The following is a 13,285-nucleotide window of genomic DNA, read 5'->3' as shown; positions in this document are numbered from 1 at the left end:
GTGGTTGAGTTTGAGCCCGTCGAACCCAGGACGCGTCGTTTGACTTTTTCCGGGACGCTGCCAGTGGTACAAACGTTAGGGGCCCATGGCCTGTGGATAACTTTGACCGTGCGATCTCGGCCTCAGCTACCCTTGAACCATTGTTCGGACTCAGACGTCTTGAAATCTATCGGGGGATTAGCTGCCCATGACATCTCGCACATTCACGTCCTCGCGACTGCGCACGCCCGCGGTTGCCGTTCTCGCGGCGGCGGTCCTGGCCCTTACCGCCTGCAATGGCGGTGGCAACCCCGGTGGCGGCGGGTCAACTTCGGCGTCTCCTTCGGTCTCCGCGACACCAAGCGCCACGCCCACTCCGACCCCCACGGCTGTTTACAAGCCAGCCGATGCCAAGGGCAAGGCTCAAAATGTTCCTGTTCCCGTTCTGCCCGCGGCTGCAAAGGCGAAGACAAAGGCAGGCCTAGAGGCGTTCGCCAAGTATTGGTACACCCTCATGAACTACGCTTACGAGTCCGGTGACTTGAAGCAGGTAGATGACGTTACAGGATCGAATTGCGCTTCATGCAAGCGGGTTCGCCCCACCATCGAAGCGTGGAATTCCGGAGGTCAGTGGATAGTGGGCGGCCGGCTAGCGATAGTGTCCGCCGACTCTAAATTCACGGCTGATGCTGACGGCAACTATCAGGCAATCATTCAATATCATCGCCAAGCGATTTCCTACCACCGAGCCGATGGGGGTATAGAACAGTCTTCCCCGAAGACCAGTCTTCAGGCGGACATTCTCATTGCCAAGTACGCTGACGGAATGTGGTCTGCGTCAAACGTAGACAGAATCGGTGGGTAGTTCATTGAAGTTTGGGGGCCGCCCGATTGCGTTAATAGTGGGGATTCTGGCCACACTTCTAGCTTCGATTATTGTCGCGCCATCTTCCAATGCTGCAGGCCCCATTGTCGACTGGGACGCCGACGGGGTTGGGGTCTGGCGGGAGGATCCGGCGACTGGGAATTGGATCGATATGCCTTTCGAAGTTGATGCGGTTCAAAAGAGATTCAAGTACGAGATGCTGTGCATCGTAAATGGCCAGAACGACGTTGACCCCGCGTGCATTGCTCGTGCGAACTGCAATCAAGGCGAGGACGGTCGTCCGGTGCGGTGGTTTGACCAGTTTACTTTTGGGGATCCGAACGTCTGGCAAGCAATCGAGCCGGATAGGTGCCTGTATTCGGAAAAACCGGAGGACGTTCTGGACAAGATCGCTGCCCAGATTCAGTCGAAGTTCGAGCAACTTCCGATACTGGCCGGTAGCTCCGTCGTGCAACCAAGTCCGCACACGCTCAAGGGTGCCGAGACCAACTTCTACGCGGAAGCCTCGAAGCAATCGTTCACGGTGGACATGCTCGGTCAGAGCGTCGCAGTTGTCGCGAAACCAGTCCAGTACCGTTGGGATTATGGCGATGGCGCTTCGTTTGGCCCGACTGCCACCAGCGGCGGCTCCCTTCCTCAAGATCGCTGGGGAGAGAAAACGCGTACTAGCCATATTTACCCAGCCACTGGAGACTTCCGGGTCACACTGACGACTTATTTTCAAGGGACCTACTCGGTCAACGGCGGTCCCGCCCTCCCGATCCCCGCCCAGGGTCAGTTCAGCGCTCCGCCGCAGACCATGAGCGTCTGGCGGTCCATCACCAGAAATTATGCCGACGACTGCAACGTCAATCCTCAAGGCCAAGGTTGCCCGGGTGTGGCCCCGTCAGTCCCTTAGCCAGTCACTGATGGCGGCGATTCCAGGACTCTAGGGCCCGCCGCCGTCGAGATTGGTAGTCAGTCCATCTGGCCTGCGCCGAAAACCAGTGACCCGTGTCTCATCCGGAATAGTTGCAAGCGCTCCGCAGTTGCTGCGAGTGAACCCAATTCATTCTGAAAGGTACCGCGCATGTTGTTTTCCCCTTTGACCCTCGGCGAGCTCGAACTGCCCAACCGTCTGGTGATGGCACCCCTGACGCGTGTCCGCTCAGGCAAGGAAGGTGTGCCCGGACCGCTGGTTGTGGAGTATTACCGCCAGCGCGCATCGCTTGGGCTGATCATCAGCGAGGGCGCGTACCCCAGCCCCTCCGGCCGTTCCTACCCCGGCCAGCCAGGGCTCGTCACGCCGGCGCAGCTAGCAGGCTGGGCCAAGGTCACCGGCGCCGTCCACGAAGCTGGCGGCCGGATGTTCGCCCAGGTCATGCACGGCGGCCGCGTCTCGCATTCGGATATCACCGGCGGCCACCGCATCGTTGCCCCGAGTGCCGTCCCGATTGACGGCGAAACCCGCACCTACACCGGCAAGCAGCCGTACCCCGTGCCGCACGCGCTCACCACTGAAGAGCTCCCGGCCATCCTTCAGGAAATCGTCACCGCATCGCGTAATGCTGTTGAAGCAGGGTTCGACGGCGTTGAGCTGCACTCCGCCAACGGCTACCTCCTGCACGAATTCCTCGCGCCGAACTCCAACGTCCGCACGGACGCCTACGGTGGCACGCCGGAAAACCGGGCGCGCTTCGTCATCGAGGTAGTCAACGCCGTAGTGGACGCCCTCGGCGCCGACCGCGTCGGCATCCGCATCTCGCCGGAGCATAATGTCCAGGGCATCGCTGAAACGGACGCTGCCGACGTCCGGGCTGCCTACGAATCCCTGGTGGACGCCATCGAGCCACTCAATCTCGCCTACCTGAGCATCCTCCACCACGAACCGGCCGGTGGGCTCGTCCAGGATCTGCGCGCAAGGTTCAACGGCACGTTCCTGGTCAATACGGGCTTCGGAGTAGTTACCACGCGGGATGAGGCAGTGTCCCTGATTACCGACGGCCACGCCGACGCCGTTGTTGTGGGCCGCCCCGCCATCGCCAATCCGGACCTCGTACGCCGCTGGCGCGAGGGCCTCCCGCTCAACGAAGCGGATCAGGCCACGTTCTACGGCGAAGGTGCAGAGGGCTACACCGACTACCCGGCCTACCAGAGCTAAAGCACTTACAACCCCGCTCGGGCCCGGTGGGCATAGCAGGAACATGTGGACATGGCACGAACATGTCCACCGGGACCGCCTGTAACGGGCACGTCCGGGGAATGGCAGTCCTATAGGATCTGAACATGCAACCAGCTTCCAACGGCAGCCGCTCTGACGTCCGCCCTGCCAGCCGTACCGTCAGCCGCCAGGTTCTGGCGGACCACGTGTATGAGGAGCTGCTGGCCTCCCTGATGGACGGCCGGCTTGAACCCGGAACTGCGGTCAGCATTGACGGCACCGCGCGCGAGCTCGATGTTTCGCCGACCCCAGTCCGGGAAGCCCTGGCCCGGCTGGAACACACCGGCATGGTCCGCAGGGTGGCGCTCAAGGGCTACCGGGTAGCGCCGGTTTTCACGCAGGAAGATTTTGCCGAACTGATGGAAGCGCGGCTTGCCATCGAGCCCGTCAATGCGCGGCTGGCATGCGCCCGGTTGACGCCGCAGCGCCTGGCCGAGCTGGAACAGGCCGTCACCGACCTGAAGTCGGCACCCCGGGGGCCCTCCTTTTCGGAGTTCAAGGATTATCTTGAAGCTGACGAACGATTCCACCGGCTGATCGCCGAGCAGACAGGCAACCAGTTCCTGGCGGCCGCGTACGAAGCTCTCGGAGGGCAGGTCCAACGATTCAGGCTTTTCGGCGGGGTGGGAATCACAGACGCCGAATACGCCATCTCCGAACATCAGGCCGTCCTTGAAGCATTCTCCGCGGGAGACCCGGAGAGAGCCGCTGCAGCCATGTCCGAACACATCCAGCAGGTGCGCGGCCGAGCGATTGCCGACGCTCCGCCAGAGTAACCGGCCCGGGCCCTGGCCCCGTATCCCCACGGCGGCGCTGAACAAGGCCACCGGCCACACTGCTGCCGTGACCTCGGTTATGACCCACTTCACAAGCAGCTGTCTGACATATAGGATCTTTGATTGTTCCCTAAAGTTGGCATTGTGGTCTTGACAACTTCTCACGGATAGTAAATCCTATAGGAAACAGGATTCCACAAGGAGCGAACACCAATGGCTTACACAGCTGAGAACTGGCCCATCACCGCGGCGCTGCTGCAGTTTCCGGGCACCGACGCCCGGGGCATCCATATCAACGACGCCGACGCCTCCGCCTGGGCCGAGGTCCTCACCGAGGTCAAGGAAGCAGGCTTCGCCAACGCCGATCTCACGGACAGCTGGGTCCGCCCCGGCGACCTGAGCCAGGCCCGCCTCGCAGAATTCAAGCAGACCGCGGCCAATGTGGGCATCGGCATCCCTGTCATCTCCGCCATCCGCCGAAGCGTGATCGAAGAAGGCAGCTGGGAAGACAATCTGGCGTACAGCCACCGCACCGTCGACGCGGCCGCTGAACTCGGCTGCGAGGTTGTGTCTTTCGGCTTGCACCAGGCGCTGACCGCCGAGCAGCAGAAGCAGCTGTGGTTCTGGACCGTGGAAGGCCACAAGGATCCGGTGGGGGACAAGGAAACATGGGGCAAGGCTGTCACCCGGCTCCGCGAACTGGGCCAGCACGCAGCCGAGGCGGGCATCCTGCTTTCACTGGAAATGTACGAGGACACCTACCTGGGCACGGCAGATTCCTCTGTCCAGCTGGTCCAGGACATCGACCTCGCAAACGTGGGCCTCAACCCGGACCTCGGCAACCTGATCCGCCTGCACCGGCCTATCGAGGACTGGCGCGAAATGGTGGCCAAGACCATGCCGTACTCCAACTACTGGCACATGAAGAACTACATCCGGGACGAGGAGGTGGCGCGGGATACCTATGTCACCATGCCCGCGCCGATGGAAAGCGGCCTCATCAACTACCGCGAGGCCTTCAAGGAAGCCATCTCCGTGGGCTACCAGGGCATCATCTGCACCGAGCACTACGGCGGAGACGGCCTCAGCGTTACGGCCAGCAACCAGGACTACCTGCGCCGCCACGTCCTGCCCAAGAACGACGGCTACACCCTGGGCCGGAGCCAGGTGGCCCAGGGACGGCAGCAGCCAGCCGCCGTCGAACTCGCCGGGGTCTAGTACCCGACGGCGGCCGTCCAGTAACACCTGCCTGCCGCCGACTGGTGGCCCACACCTTTCAACCACTGATTCAACCCAATACGGATTCGATGAGGAACCATGACCCAGATCTTCGACAACCCCGCTGATTTTGCGGATGAGGCGCTGGACGGCTTTGTGGCTGCCAACCGCGGGTATGTTGCCCGTGTCGATGGCGGCGTTGTCCGCTCCACAGAGGTGCCTGCCGGCCAGGTTGCACTGGTGGTGGGTGGCGGCTCCGGCCACTACCCGGCCTTCGCCGGCTTGGTGGGACCGGGCCTCGCTGCGGCCTCCGCGTGCGGCAACATGTTCGCCTCACCGGCCGCCGGGCAGGTCTACCGCGTGGCCAAGGCTGCGAACGCCGGCGGCGGCGTACTGCTCAGCTACGGCAACTACGCGGGCGACGTCCTGCACTTCGGCCAGGCCCAGCTGCGGCTCAACGCCGAGGGCATCGAAACCCGCACGGTGGTGGTCACCGATGACATTGCCAGCGCACCGCTCGACCAGCTCGAGAAGCGCCGCGGCATCGCCGGGGACCTGACGGTGTTCAAGATCGCCGGCGCCGCTGCCGAGGCCGGACTGAGCCTGGACGACGTGGAGCGGCTGGCCATCAAGACCAACCACCACACGCGCTCCCTGGGCGTGGCCTTCGACGGCTGCACCCTCCCCGGAGCCAGCGAGCCGCTCTTCCATGTTCCGGCCGGACAGATGTCGCTCGGCCTCGGGATCCACGGAGAGCCCGGCATCTCCGAACACCAGATGCCCACTGCCTCTGAACTCGCCGGGCTCTTGGTCTCGCGCCTGCTCGCAGACAAGCCGGACGGCGCCGGAGAACGCGTCGTGGCGATCGTCAACGGCCTGGGCACAGTCAAGTACGACGAACTCTTCCTGCTGTTCGGCAAGATCGAAAAGCTCCTCACAACGGCCGGCCTCACCGTGGTCGAACCCGAATGCGGCGAGCTGGTCACCAGCCTGGACATGTCCGGCCTCTCCCTCACGCTGTTCTGGCTGGATGAGGAACTCGAGCAGTACTGGGCCGCCCCGGCAGACACCCCGGCCTTCAAAAAGGGCAACCTGGCACCCCGCGCCCGCCGCGAGCTGGCCGGACCGGAGGATGCCGAAGCAGCCGAGGCAGAAGACACCGCCGCCGCCGCCGCTGGCCTGGGCCGGCTGGCTGCCGCCGTGCTCGCCCAGGTGCGGGACGTCGTCGTCGAGCATGAAGAAGAGCTGGGAAATCTTGACGCGATTGCCGGCGACGGCGACCACGGCATCGGCATGCGCCGCGGTGTGGACGCCGCAGCCGCAGCCGCCGAGAAGTTCTCGGCGGACGGTTTTTCCGCCGGGCGTGTACTCACGGCTGCCGGTGAGGCCTGGAGCGAGCGGGCCGGCGGCACGTCCGGCGCCCTGTGGGGCTCCGCCGTGATCGCGGCCGGACTCGCGCTGGGCAACCGGGACACCTACCGGGGCGAGGACGCGGCAGCCGCCGTGACCGCCTTCGTCAACGCCATCACCGAACTGGGCAAAGCCGAACCCGGCGACAAAACCATGGTGGACGCCCTCCTGCCGTTCCGGGATGCCTTCCTGGGGGAGTTCGACGGCGGTGCCCCCCTCGACCGCGCCCTCGCCTCCGCTGCCGCCGCTGCCCAGGCGGCAGCATACAAAACCGTGGAACTGCGGCCGCTGAAGGGCCGGGCCCGTCCCCTGGCGGAAAAGAGCCTGGGCCACCCCGATCCCGGCGCGGTCTCCTTCGGGCTGATCGCGGCAAAAATCTCCGCCTACATCGATTCTGAACTGGCCGTCCCTGAACTGGCCGTCCCTGAGCTGGCCACAGCGGCCGGAAATGGAGCGCACTCATGAGTAACACGGCAGGATGGCGGATCGTCATCGGCAACGATGAAGCCGGCGTCGAATACAAGGAGGCGCTGAAGGCGCTGCTTGAGGCTGACAGCCGTGTGGCGTCGGTGCAGGACGTGGGGGTGGGGGCCAACGACTCCACCGCGTACCCGCACGTCGCCGTGGATGCTGCCCGCAGGGTGGCCGACGGCGACGCCGACCGTGCGCTGCTGATCTGCGGCACCGGCCTGGGCGTGGCCATCGCAGCCAACAAGGTGCCCGGGATCCGCGCTGTCACCGCGCACGACGGTTACTCAGTGGAGCGCTCCGTGCTGAGCAACAACGCCCAGATCCTCACCATGGGACAGCGCGTGATCGGCCTGGAACTGGCCAAGAAGCTGGTGGGCGAGTGGCTGGACTACCGCTTCGATGAAGACTCCGCGTCCGCCGAAAAGGTCGACGCCATCTGCTCCTACGAACCCGAATACACAAAGGCAGTCTGACCATGACCGAAACAGCAAAATCCGCTTCAGCGGTAGACACATCCGTAGACGCCACAAGCCTCATCAACAGCGCCCGGAAGATCGCCGTCGTCGGCTCCGGTTACATGGGCGGCGGCATCGCCCAGGTGCTGGCACTCGGCGGGGCACGGGTTGCCCTGGCCGATGTGTCGGCCGAAGTGGCACAGAAGAACTACGACCGCCTGCTGGCCGAATCGGACGAGTTCGTGGCCGCCGGCCTGTTCCCGGAAAGCTCCACCGCCATCCTGAAGCAGAACCTCTGGGCCGCGAAGAACATCGAAGAGGCAGTGGCTGACGCCGACTTCATCGAAGAGGCCGTGCCCGAGGTCATCGCGATCAAGCGCCAGACGCTGGCCCGCATCAGCGCTGCGGCCCGTCCGGATGCGATCATCGGCTCCAACACCTCCACCATCTCCATCGCGGAACTGTCCGAGCCGGTCGCCAACCCGGAACGTTTCCTGGGGGTGCACTTCTCCAACCCGTCGCCGTTCATCCCGGGAGTCGAGATCATCCCTCACGCAGGCACCTCGGTGGCCACCGTGGGTGCAGTCCGCGAGCTGGTGCACGCCGCCAACAAGCAGACCGCCGTGGTCGAGGACGTCACCGGATTCGTGCTGAACCGCCTGCAGTACGCGCTGTTCCACGAAGCTGCCCAGCTGGTGGAGCAGGAAATCGCGACGGCGGAGGATGTGGACACGCTGGTCCGCACCACCTTCGGCTTCCGCCTTCCGTTCTTCGGCCCGTTCGCCATCGCGGACATGGCCGGCCTGGACGTCTATAACTTCTGCTACAAGTCACTGCAGACCGAATTCCCCGAGCGCTTTGCCACGCCGAAGATCCTCACGGACCTGGTGGACGCCGGCAAGCTGGGCACCAAGACCGGCGCCGGCTTCCTCAACGTCCCGGCAGAGCGCACCCCTGAACTCATCGCCTACCGCAACAAGGCCTACGTGGCCATGCAGAAGCTCATCGACGAGCTGGGGCCGGCGCCGATCAGCTAGCGCCGGCAGCCTTCCAAGACACCGCTTTCTTACAGATCCCAGGAGCATTCCCATGATTGCATTCCCCGCAGAACGCACCGCCATCGTCACCGGTGCCGTCTCCGAACGCGGCATCGGCCGTGCCACCGTCAACTATCTGGCCGCACAGGGCTGGAACATCGGCATCATCGATCTGGACGACGCCCTGTGCAGGGCAACAGCCAAGGAAATCGCCGCCCAGTACGGGGTCAAAGCCCGCGGCGTCGGCGCCAACGTCGGTGACGAGGCCTCGGTCCGCAAGGCAGTCGACCAGCTCGAAGCCGAACTGCCGCAGATAGTGGCGCTGGCCAACGTTGCCGGAGTCAGCTCACCGGTTCCGTACCTGGAACTGGACGCCGCCGAGTGGGACCGCGTGATGAACATCAACCTCAACGGTGTCCACTACGCCACCCGCCGCGTTGCCGAGTCCATGGTGAAGAACAGGATCGGACGCATTGTGAACATCTCGTCGGTGTCCGCCCAGCGCGGTGGCGGTACGTTCTCCAAGACCCCGTACTCCGTGGCCAAAGCCGGCGTGATCGGCCTGACCCGCGCCACCGCCCGCGAACTCGGCGAGTACGACATCACCGTCAACGCCATCTCCCCGGGCCCCATCGACACCGACATCATGGGCGGCACCCTCAGCGAGGAACGCAAGGACGAACTCACCAAGGACCTCGTGGTCAACCGGGTGGGCTCCACCCGCGACATCGCCGCCGCCATCGCCTTCCTCATCAGCGAGGACTCCGGCTACATCTCCGGCCAGACGCTGAATGTGGATGGCGGACTCTACATGCACTAAGGAAGGCCTTCCCATGTCACAGCACATCAAGGGTGCCAACGGCAGAAGCACCAGCACCGCCGGCGCAGCCACGGGCACAGGATTCCGGTCCTGGACCAAGGAACGCAAGATCTACCTGGCCGTGGGCGTTCTCGCCTGCCTCGTCGGGGTACTGATCATCGCCTTCTACCGCTGACACAGCAGCACCGAAAAGCACAGCACCACTTCAGCACCCCAAGAACACAGCACCACCTCTTCTTCACCCCGCCCCCCTGATCCATTCAACTGACTGACTCAACGAGGAGTTTGAATGTCTGTCGTTACGCCAACAACTACCAAGGAGCTCCTGGATTCGCCGGTACTGAAATCGGCCATTTCCAAAGCGTCCTTCCGGCTCATGACCATGCTGGTCATCCTCTATGTGGTGGCATTCCTGGACCGCACCAACGTGGGCTTCGCCGAAGCCGCGCTGGAGGTGGACCGCGGAATCACGGCAGGTGCGTACGCACTGGGTGCCGGCATCTTCTTCATCGGCTATGCCCTGTTCGAGATCCCCAGCAACCTGCTGCTGACCAAGTTCGGTGCCAAGATGTGGCTGGCCCGCATCGCCATCACATGGGGCATTGTGTCCGCGTGCTTCGCCTTCGTCCAGGGCGAGACGTCCTTCATCATCCTGCGCTTCCTGCTCGGTGTGACCGAGGCAGGGCTGTTCCCGGGCGTCATCATGTTCCTCGCCGCGTGGTTCCCCAACAAGGTCCGCGTCAAGATGTTCGCCATCTTCTACCTGGCCCAGCCGTTCTCCCAGATGATGGGCGCACCGCTGTCCGGCTGGCTGATCAACATCGGCGACCAGGTCCCCGGGGTTGCCGGCTGGCAGGTCATGTTCTTTGTTGAAGGCGGACTGGCTGTCGTGGCCGGTATTGCTGCCTACTTCTTCCTGATCAACAGTCCGCAGGATGCGAAGTTCCTGGACAAGGATGAAAAGAAAGCGCTGCTGGACGTCATGGCGCTGGAAGACACGGTCAAGGAAGAAAACGGCCCCCGCGGTGTCCTCGCTGCCATGAAGAACCGCAAGGTCTGGTACTTCACCGTTATCTACTTCTGCCTTCAGATCGCCGTGTACGGCGTCACGTTCTACCTGCCGCAGCAGGTGGCGCAGCTGACCGGCCAGAAGGTGGGCGTCACCGTGGGCCTGCTGGCGGCCATCCCGTGGTTCTTCGGCATCTTCGCCTGCTACTTCATCGGCAAGGCGGCCAACACGGTTCTTCGCCGCCGCATCTGGGGCACCGGCCTGTTCATCTCCACCGGCCTGTGCATCTTCGGTTCAGCCTGGGCGGGTGCGAACCACCTGCCGGCCCTGGGCATCATCTTCATCACCCTGGCGGTCTGCAGCTTCCTGTCCATCGGCCCCATCGCGTGGTCCTACCCGACGGCGTTCCTCACCGGAACGGCTGCGGCGGCGGGCATCGGCCTGATCAACTCGCTGGGTAACCTGGGCGGTTTTGTGGCCCCCATCCTGCGTACCTCCGTCAACCAGGTCACCGCCTCCGACACAGGAACCATGGGTGTCTACGCCCTCGGCGTCCTGCCGTTCGTGGCGGCAGTCATGATGTACCTGACAAAGCGCTTCCAGAACAAGGCCGACGAGCTGCTCGAAAAGTAAGGCACCGCAGCCGGATCCGGCCCACTCAGAACCACCAGCAGGAAAGCAGCAACCATGCAGCCCAGTTCGGCCACACCGGACACCGGCACCGCGGTCTACGTCGGAGCCAGCACCAAAATGTACCTGGGATACCGGGACAGCCTGGTGTGGCTGGAGCAGCTGCGGCAACAAGTGGACGCCCGTCCGGCCCTCGCGGCCGGGCGGGTGATCCCGTTTGTTATCCCGTCCTTCCCCGTGCTTCCCGCGGCAGCCGAACTGCTGGCCGTTTCTGCTGGCCAGGCCGCGTCCCCGCTGCTCCTGGGGGCGCAGAACTGCGGCTGGGCGGACGGACCCTGGACCGGTGAAGTCTCGCCAAGCATGCTTGCGGAGCTGGGCGTGAGCCTCGTGGAGATCGGCCACGCCGAGCGCCGCCGGCACTTTGGCGACGACGATGCCATGATTTCGCTCAAGGTCAGGGCCGCCGACGACGCCGGAATCACCCCGCTGCTGTGCGTCGGCGAGCAGACTGCCGGGCCGGATCCCGACGCTGCCGCCGGGTTTGTTTACGGCCAGATAGAGGCTGCCGTTCACGGCGACTGGGATCTGGGGTCCAGACTGATCATGGCGTATGAACCCGTCTGGGCCATCGGCGCTGCAGAGCCTGCCGGCGCAGGTTACGTGTCCGCCGTCGTGCGTGAGCTCCGCGGACGGCTGGCCGGCCACGGGCTGGGGGAGCTGCCCGTGATTTACGGCGGTTCCGCGAAGCCGGGGCTGCTGCCGGCGCTGAGCGCCGTCTCCGGGCTGTTCCTGGGCCGCTTCGCCCACGATGCCGCCAACTTCGGAAGGGTCCTGGACGAGGCCCTGGCGATAGGCTGACGCCATGACAGAGCATGCATTCGAGGCCAAATCAAAAACCGAAGCCGGGGCCACATCCATACCCGGGGCCAAATCCAAAGCCGATGCCGCGTTCGAAGCCGCATTCCAGGCCGCGCAGAAAAGCCTGAGCGAAGGCGGCATCCCCATCGGCGCTGCGCTGGCACGCGGCGGTCAGGTGATCGCCGCCGGCCACAACGAACGCGTCCAGCACGGCGATCCCATCGCCCACGGGGAGATGTCGGCGCTGAGGGCGGCGGGCCGGCAGCGCAGTTACCGGGACACTGTCCTGTACACCACGCTCGCACCGTGCGCCATGTGCACCGGGACCATCATCCAGTTCAAGATCCCCAAGGTGGTGGTGGGCGAGGCACGGACTTTTCCCGGCGAATTCGAGCTCCTGCGGTCCCGCGGCGTTGAAGTGGTGGTCCTGGATGACCAGCGCTGCGTGGACATGATGCGCAGCTTCCAGCACGACCACGCGGAACTCTGGGCCGAGGACATCGCGGAGTAACCAGGCGTCCCGGAGCTGAAGAAATCCCGCCTAGTCAGGCCCGCCGGCCGGGCGTAGGCTGGCATCATCGGCGTCGGTGCCGAGGGCCCCGCGTCGATACCCCAATCGATGAAGGAGGACCCATGAGTGTCGTACGTGAATTCATGACGACGAATGCCCAATGCATCGCCGAAGACAAGACTCTCCAGGAAGCCGCCGTGCTGATGAAGGAGCTGGACTGCGGTTCGCTCCCGATCTGCGGTGCCGACGGCAAGCTCAAAGGCCTGATCACTGACCGTGACATCGTGGTCAAGTGTGTCGCCGAAGGCCGGGACGCCCGCGAAGTCAAGGCATCCGAACTCGCCGAGGGCCGGCCCCACTGGATCGATGCCGACGCCAGCATCGACGCCGCCATCGACATGATGGAGAAGTTCCAGATCCGGCGCCTGCCTGTCATCACGGATCACAGGCTGGTGGGCATCATCAGCCAGGGAGACATTGCCCGCAACTACGCCGAGGAGCGCGTCGGCGAATTGGTGGAGCATATTTCTGCCCAGACGCCGATGGGCCACATGGCTTAGCAGCCGTCTGAAATGCCACCAAGCGCCACGGGGCAGGAAACGGTGGCGCTTTCTGGTGTCTACCCGGCCTACAGGAACGCCTCGCGGCCCGTCCCTTCGCGCATCATCAGCTGGCCGTCCTCTACGGACACCAGCAGACTCTTGGGCCTGCCGTGCAGTTTCATCCCGGCGGAGAGCCCGCGGTTGGTGATCTCCACGCCAATAATGGCGCCCTTCGCCGGCAGCGGCACGGACACCTCGGCGGCCATGCCCAGCAGCTTTTTGGTGGACACCCCCATATCGCGCCGGGCCTGCTTGCCGTTGACCGTCACGGTGACGTTGTCCTCGTCAAAGCCGTCCTGAAGAATGATGAGCAGTTCCTGCATGATGGGCCGCCTAGCTTGGGTACGTCCGGTGCTCTGGTTCCGCCGCCTACTTGCCACTACATCACTTAAGGCCCGTGGTGGGTAGCCCCGGCAGTCAGGA

15 protein-coding genes are annotated in these 13,285 nt (G+C 64.2%); 14 read left to right on the top strand and 1 reads right to left on the bottom strand.

Translation table 11 applies throughout. The features are described 5' to 3' along the window. The first annotated feature begins 187 nt into the window (after nucleotides 1–187). The 14 genes from V3C33_02700 to V3C33_02635 all read left to right on the top strand — a co-directional run bounded on the left by V3C33_02700 (nucleotide 188) and on the right by V3C33_02635 (nucleotide 12,820). On the top strand, nucleotides 188–844 hold the full coding sequence (locus tag V3C33_02700) for a DUF6318 family protein (protein ID XAS68253.1): 657 nt from the start codon (nucleotides 188–190) through the stop codon (nucleotides 842–844). 37 nt (nucleotides 845–881) lie between these two features. Further along, nucleotides 882–1,763, top strand: coding sequence for a hypothetical protein (locus V3C33_02695; protein ID XAS68252.1), 882 nt, complete (start codon nucleotides 882–884; stop codon nucleotides 1,761–1,763). 171 nt (nucleotides 1,764–1,934) lie between these two features. Then, a complete protein-coding gene (locus V3C33_02690; GenBank protein XAS68251.1) occupies nucleotides 1,935–3,005 on the top strand; it encodes an alkene reductase in 1,071 nt (356 codons plus the stop codon). Between the two features lie 125 nt (nucleotides 3,006–3,130). Next, a complete protein-coding gene (locus tag V3C33_02685; protein ID XAS68250.1) occupies nucleotides 3,131–3,841 on the top strand; it encodes a GntR family transcriptional regulator in 711 nt (236 codons plus the stop codon). Between the two features lie 213 nt (nucleotides 3,842–4,054). Continuing rightward, nucleotides 4,055–5,059, top strand: a complete 1,005-nt coding sequence (locus V3C33_02680) for a sugar phosphate isomerase/epimerase family protein (GenBank protein XAS68249.1) — start codon at nucleotides 4,055–4,057, stop codon at nucleotides 5,057–5,059. Between the two features lie 99 nt (nucleotides 5,060–5,158). Further along, on the top strand, nucleotides 5,159–6,934 hold the full coding sequence (locus tag V3C33_02675) for a dihydroxyacetone kinase family protein (protein ID XAS68248.1): 1,776 nt from the start codon (nucleotides 5,159–5,161) through the stop codon (nucleotides 6,932–6,934). Beyond that, complete coding sequence (locus tag V3C33_02670) at nucleotides 6,931–7,413, top strand: ribose-5-phosphate isomerase (GenBank protein XAS68247.1); 483 nt, start codon at nucleotides 6,931–6,933, stop codon at nucleotides 7,411–7,413. The genes V3C33_02675 and V3C33_02670 overlap by 4 nt, the downstream gene beginning before the upstream one ends. A 2-nt stretch (nucleotides 7,414–7,415) precedes the next feature. Beyond that, a complete protein-coding gene (locus V3C33_02665) occupies nucleotides 7,416–8,432 on the top strand; it encodes a 3-hydroxyacyl-CoA dehydrogenase family protein (protein ID XAS68246.1) in 1,017 nt (338 codons plus the stop codon). Nucleotides 8,433–8,484: 52 nt separating this feature from the next. Further along, nucleotides 8,485–9,252 (top strand): SDR family oxidoreductase, encoded by a 768-nt coding sequence (locus tag V3C33_02660; protein XAS68245.1) that lies wholly within the window; start codon nucleotides 8,485–8,487, stop codon nucleotides 9,250–9,252. A gap of 13 nt (nucleotides 9,253–9,265) precedes the next feature. Then, complete coding sequence (locus V3C33_02655) at nucleotides 9,266–9,427, top strand: hypothetical protein (protein XAS68244.1); 162 nt, start codon at nucleotides 9,266–9,268, stop codon at nucleotides 9,425–9,427. Between the two features lie 114 nt (nucleotides 9,428–9,541). Then, nucleotides 9,542–10,894 carry an MFS transporter gene (locus V3C33_02650; GenBank protein XAS68243.1) on the top strand — a complete coding sequence of 451 codons (1,353 nt, stop codon included), beginning with the start codon at nucleotides 9,542–9,544 and terminating at the stop codon, nucleotides 10,892–10,894. Between the two features lie 54 nt (nucleotides 10,895–10,948). Beyond that, nucleotides 10,949–11,749, top strand: coding sequence for a triose-phosphate isomerase family protein (locus tag V3C33_02645; GenBank protein XAS68242.1), 801 nt, complete (start codon nucleotides 10,949–10,951; stop codon nucleotides 11,747–11,749). Between the two features lie 4 nt (nucleotides 11,750–11,753). Beyond that, complete coding sequence (locus V3C33_02640) at nucleotides 11,754–12,260, top strand: nucleoside deaminase (protein ID XAS68241.1); 507 nt, start codon at nucleotides 11,754–11,756, stop codon at nucleotides 12,258–12,260. 122 nt (nucleotides 12,261–12,382) lie between these two features. Next, nucleotides 12,383–12,820, top strand: a complete 438-nt coding sequence (locus V3C33_02635) for a CBS domain-containing protein (GenBank protein ID XAS68240.1) — start codon at nucleotides 12,383–12,385, stop codon at nucleotides 12,818–12,820. A gap of 68 nt (nucleotides 12,821–12,888) precedes the next feature. Here V3C33_02635 and V3C33_02630 read toward each other — a convergent pair whose 3' ends face one another. Continuing rightward, nucleotides 12,889–13,185 (bottom strand): hypothetical protein, encoded by a 297-nt coding sequence (locus V3C33_02630; protein ID XAS68239.1) that lies wholly within the window; start codon nucleotides 13,183–13,185, stop codon nucleotides 12,889–12,891. Nucleotides 13,186–13,285 lie beyond the last annotated feature (100 nt).

Source organism: Micrococcaceae bacterium Sec5.7 (assembly GCA_039636785.1).
Taxonomy (GTDB): domain Bacteria; phylum Actinomycetota; class Actinomycetes; order Actinomycetales; family Micrococcaceae; genus Arthrobacter.
The sequence above is the reverse complement of the archived record's forward strand: the minus strand, read 5'-3'. Positions and strand labels throughout refer to the sequence as shown.

Bases quoted from the DNA above. Each gene is read 5' to 3' on its own strand.
- V3C33_02700 (XAS68253.1), top strand. From the start codon at position 188: ATGACATCTCGCACATTCACGTCCTCGCGACTGCGCACGCCCGCGGTT.
- V3C33_02690 (XAS68251.1), top strand. From the start codon at position 1,935: ATGTTGTTTTCCCCTTTGACCCTCGGCGAGCTCGAACTGCCCAACCGT.
- V3C33_02685 (XAS68250.1), top strand. From the start codon at position 3,131: ATGCAACCAGCTTCCAACGGCAGCCGCTCTGACGTCCGCCCTGCCAGC.
- V3C33_02680 (XAS68249.1), top strand. From the start codon at position 4,055: ATGGCTTACACAGCTGAGAACTGGCCCATCACCGCGGCGCTGCTGCAG.
- V3C33_02675 (XAS68248.1), top strand. From the start codon at position 5,159: ATGACCCAGATCTTCGACAACCCCGCTGATTTTGCGGATGAGGCGCTG.
- V3C33_02670 (XAS68247.1), top strand. From the start codon at position 6,931: ATGAGTAACACGGCAGGATGGCGGATCGTCATCGGCAACGATGAAGCC.
- V3C33_02665 (XAS68246.1), top strand. From the start codon at position 7,416: ATGACCGAAACAGCAAAATCCGCTTCAGCGGTAGACACATCCGTAGAC.
- V3C33_02660 (XAS68245.1), top strand. From the start codon at position 8,485: ATGATTGCATTCCCCGCAGAACGCACCGCCATCGTCACCGGTGCCGTC.
- V3C33_02655 (XAS68244.1), top strand. From the start codon at position 9,266: ATGTCACAGCACATCAAGGGTGCCAACGGCAGAAGCACCAGCACCGCC.
- V3C33_02650 (XAS68243.1), top strand. From the start codon at position 9,542: ATGTCTGTCGTTACGCCAACAACTACCAAGGAGCTCCTGGATTCGCCG.
- V3C33_02645 (XAS68242.1), top strand. From the start codon at position 10,949: ATGCAGCCCAGTTCGGCCACACCGGACACCGGCACCGCGGTCTACGTC.
- V3C33_02640 (XAS68241.1), top strand. From the start codon at position 11,754: ATGACAGAGCATGCATTCGAGGCCAAATCAAAAACCGAAGCCGGGGCC.
- V3C33_02635 (XAS68240.1), top strand. From the start codon at position 12,383: ATGAGTGTCGTACGTGAATTCATGACGACGAATGCCCAATGCATCGCC.
- V3C33_02630 (XAS68239.1), bottom strand. From the start codon at position 13,185: ATGCAGGAACTGCTCATCATTCTTCAGGACGGCTTTGACGAGGACAAC.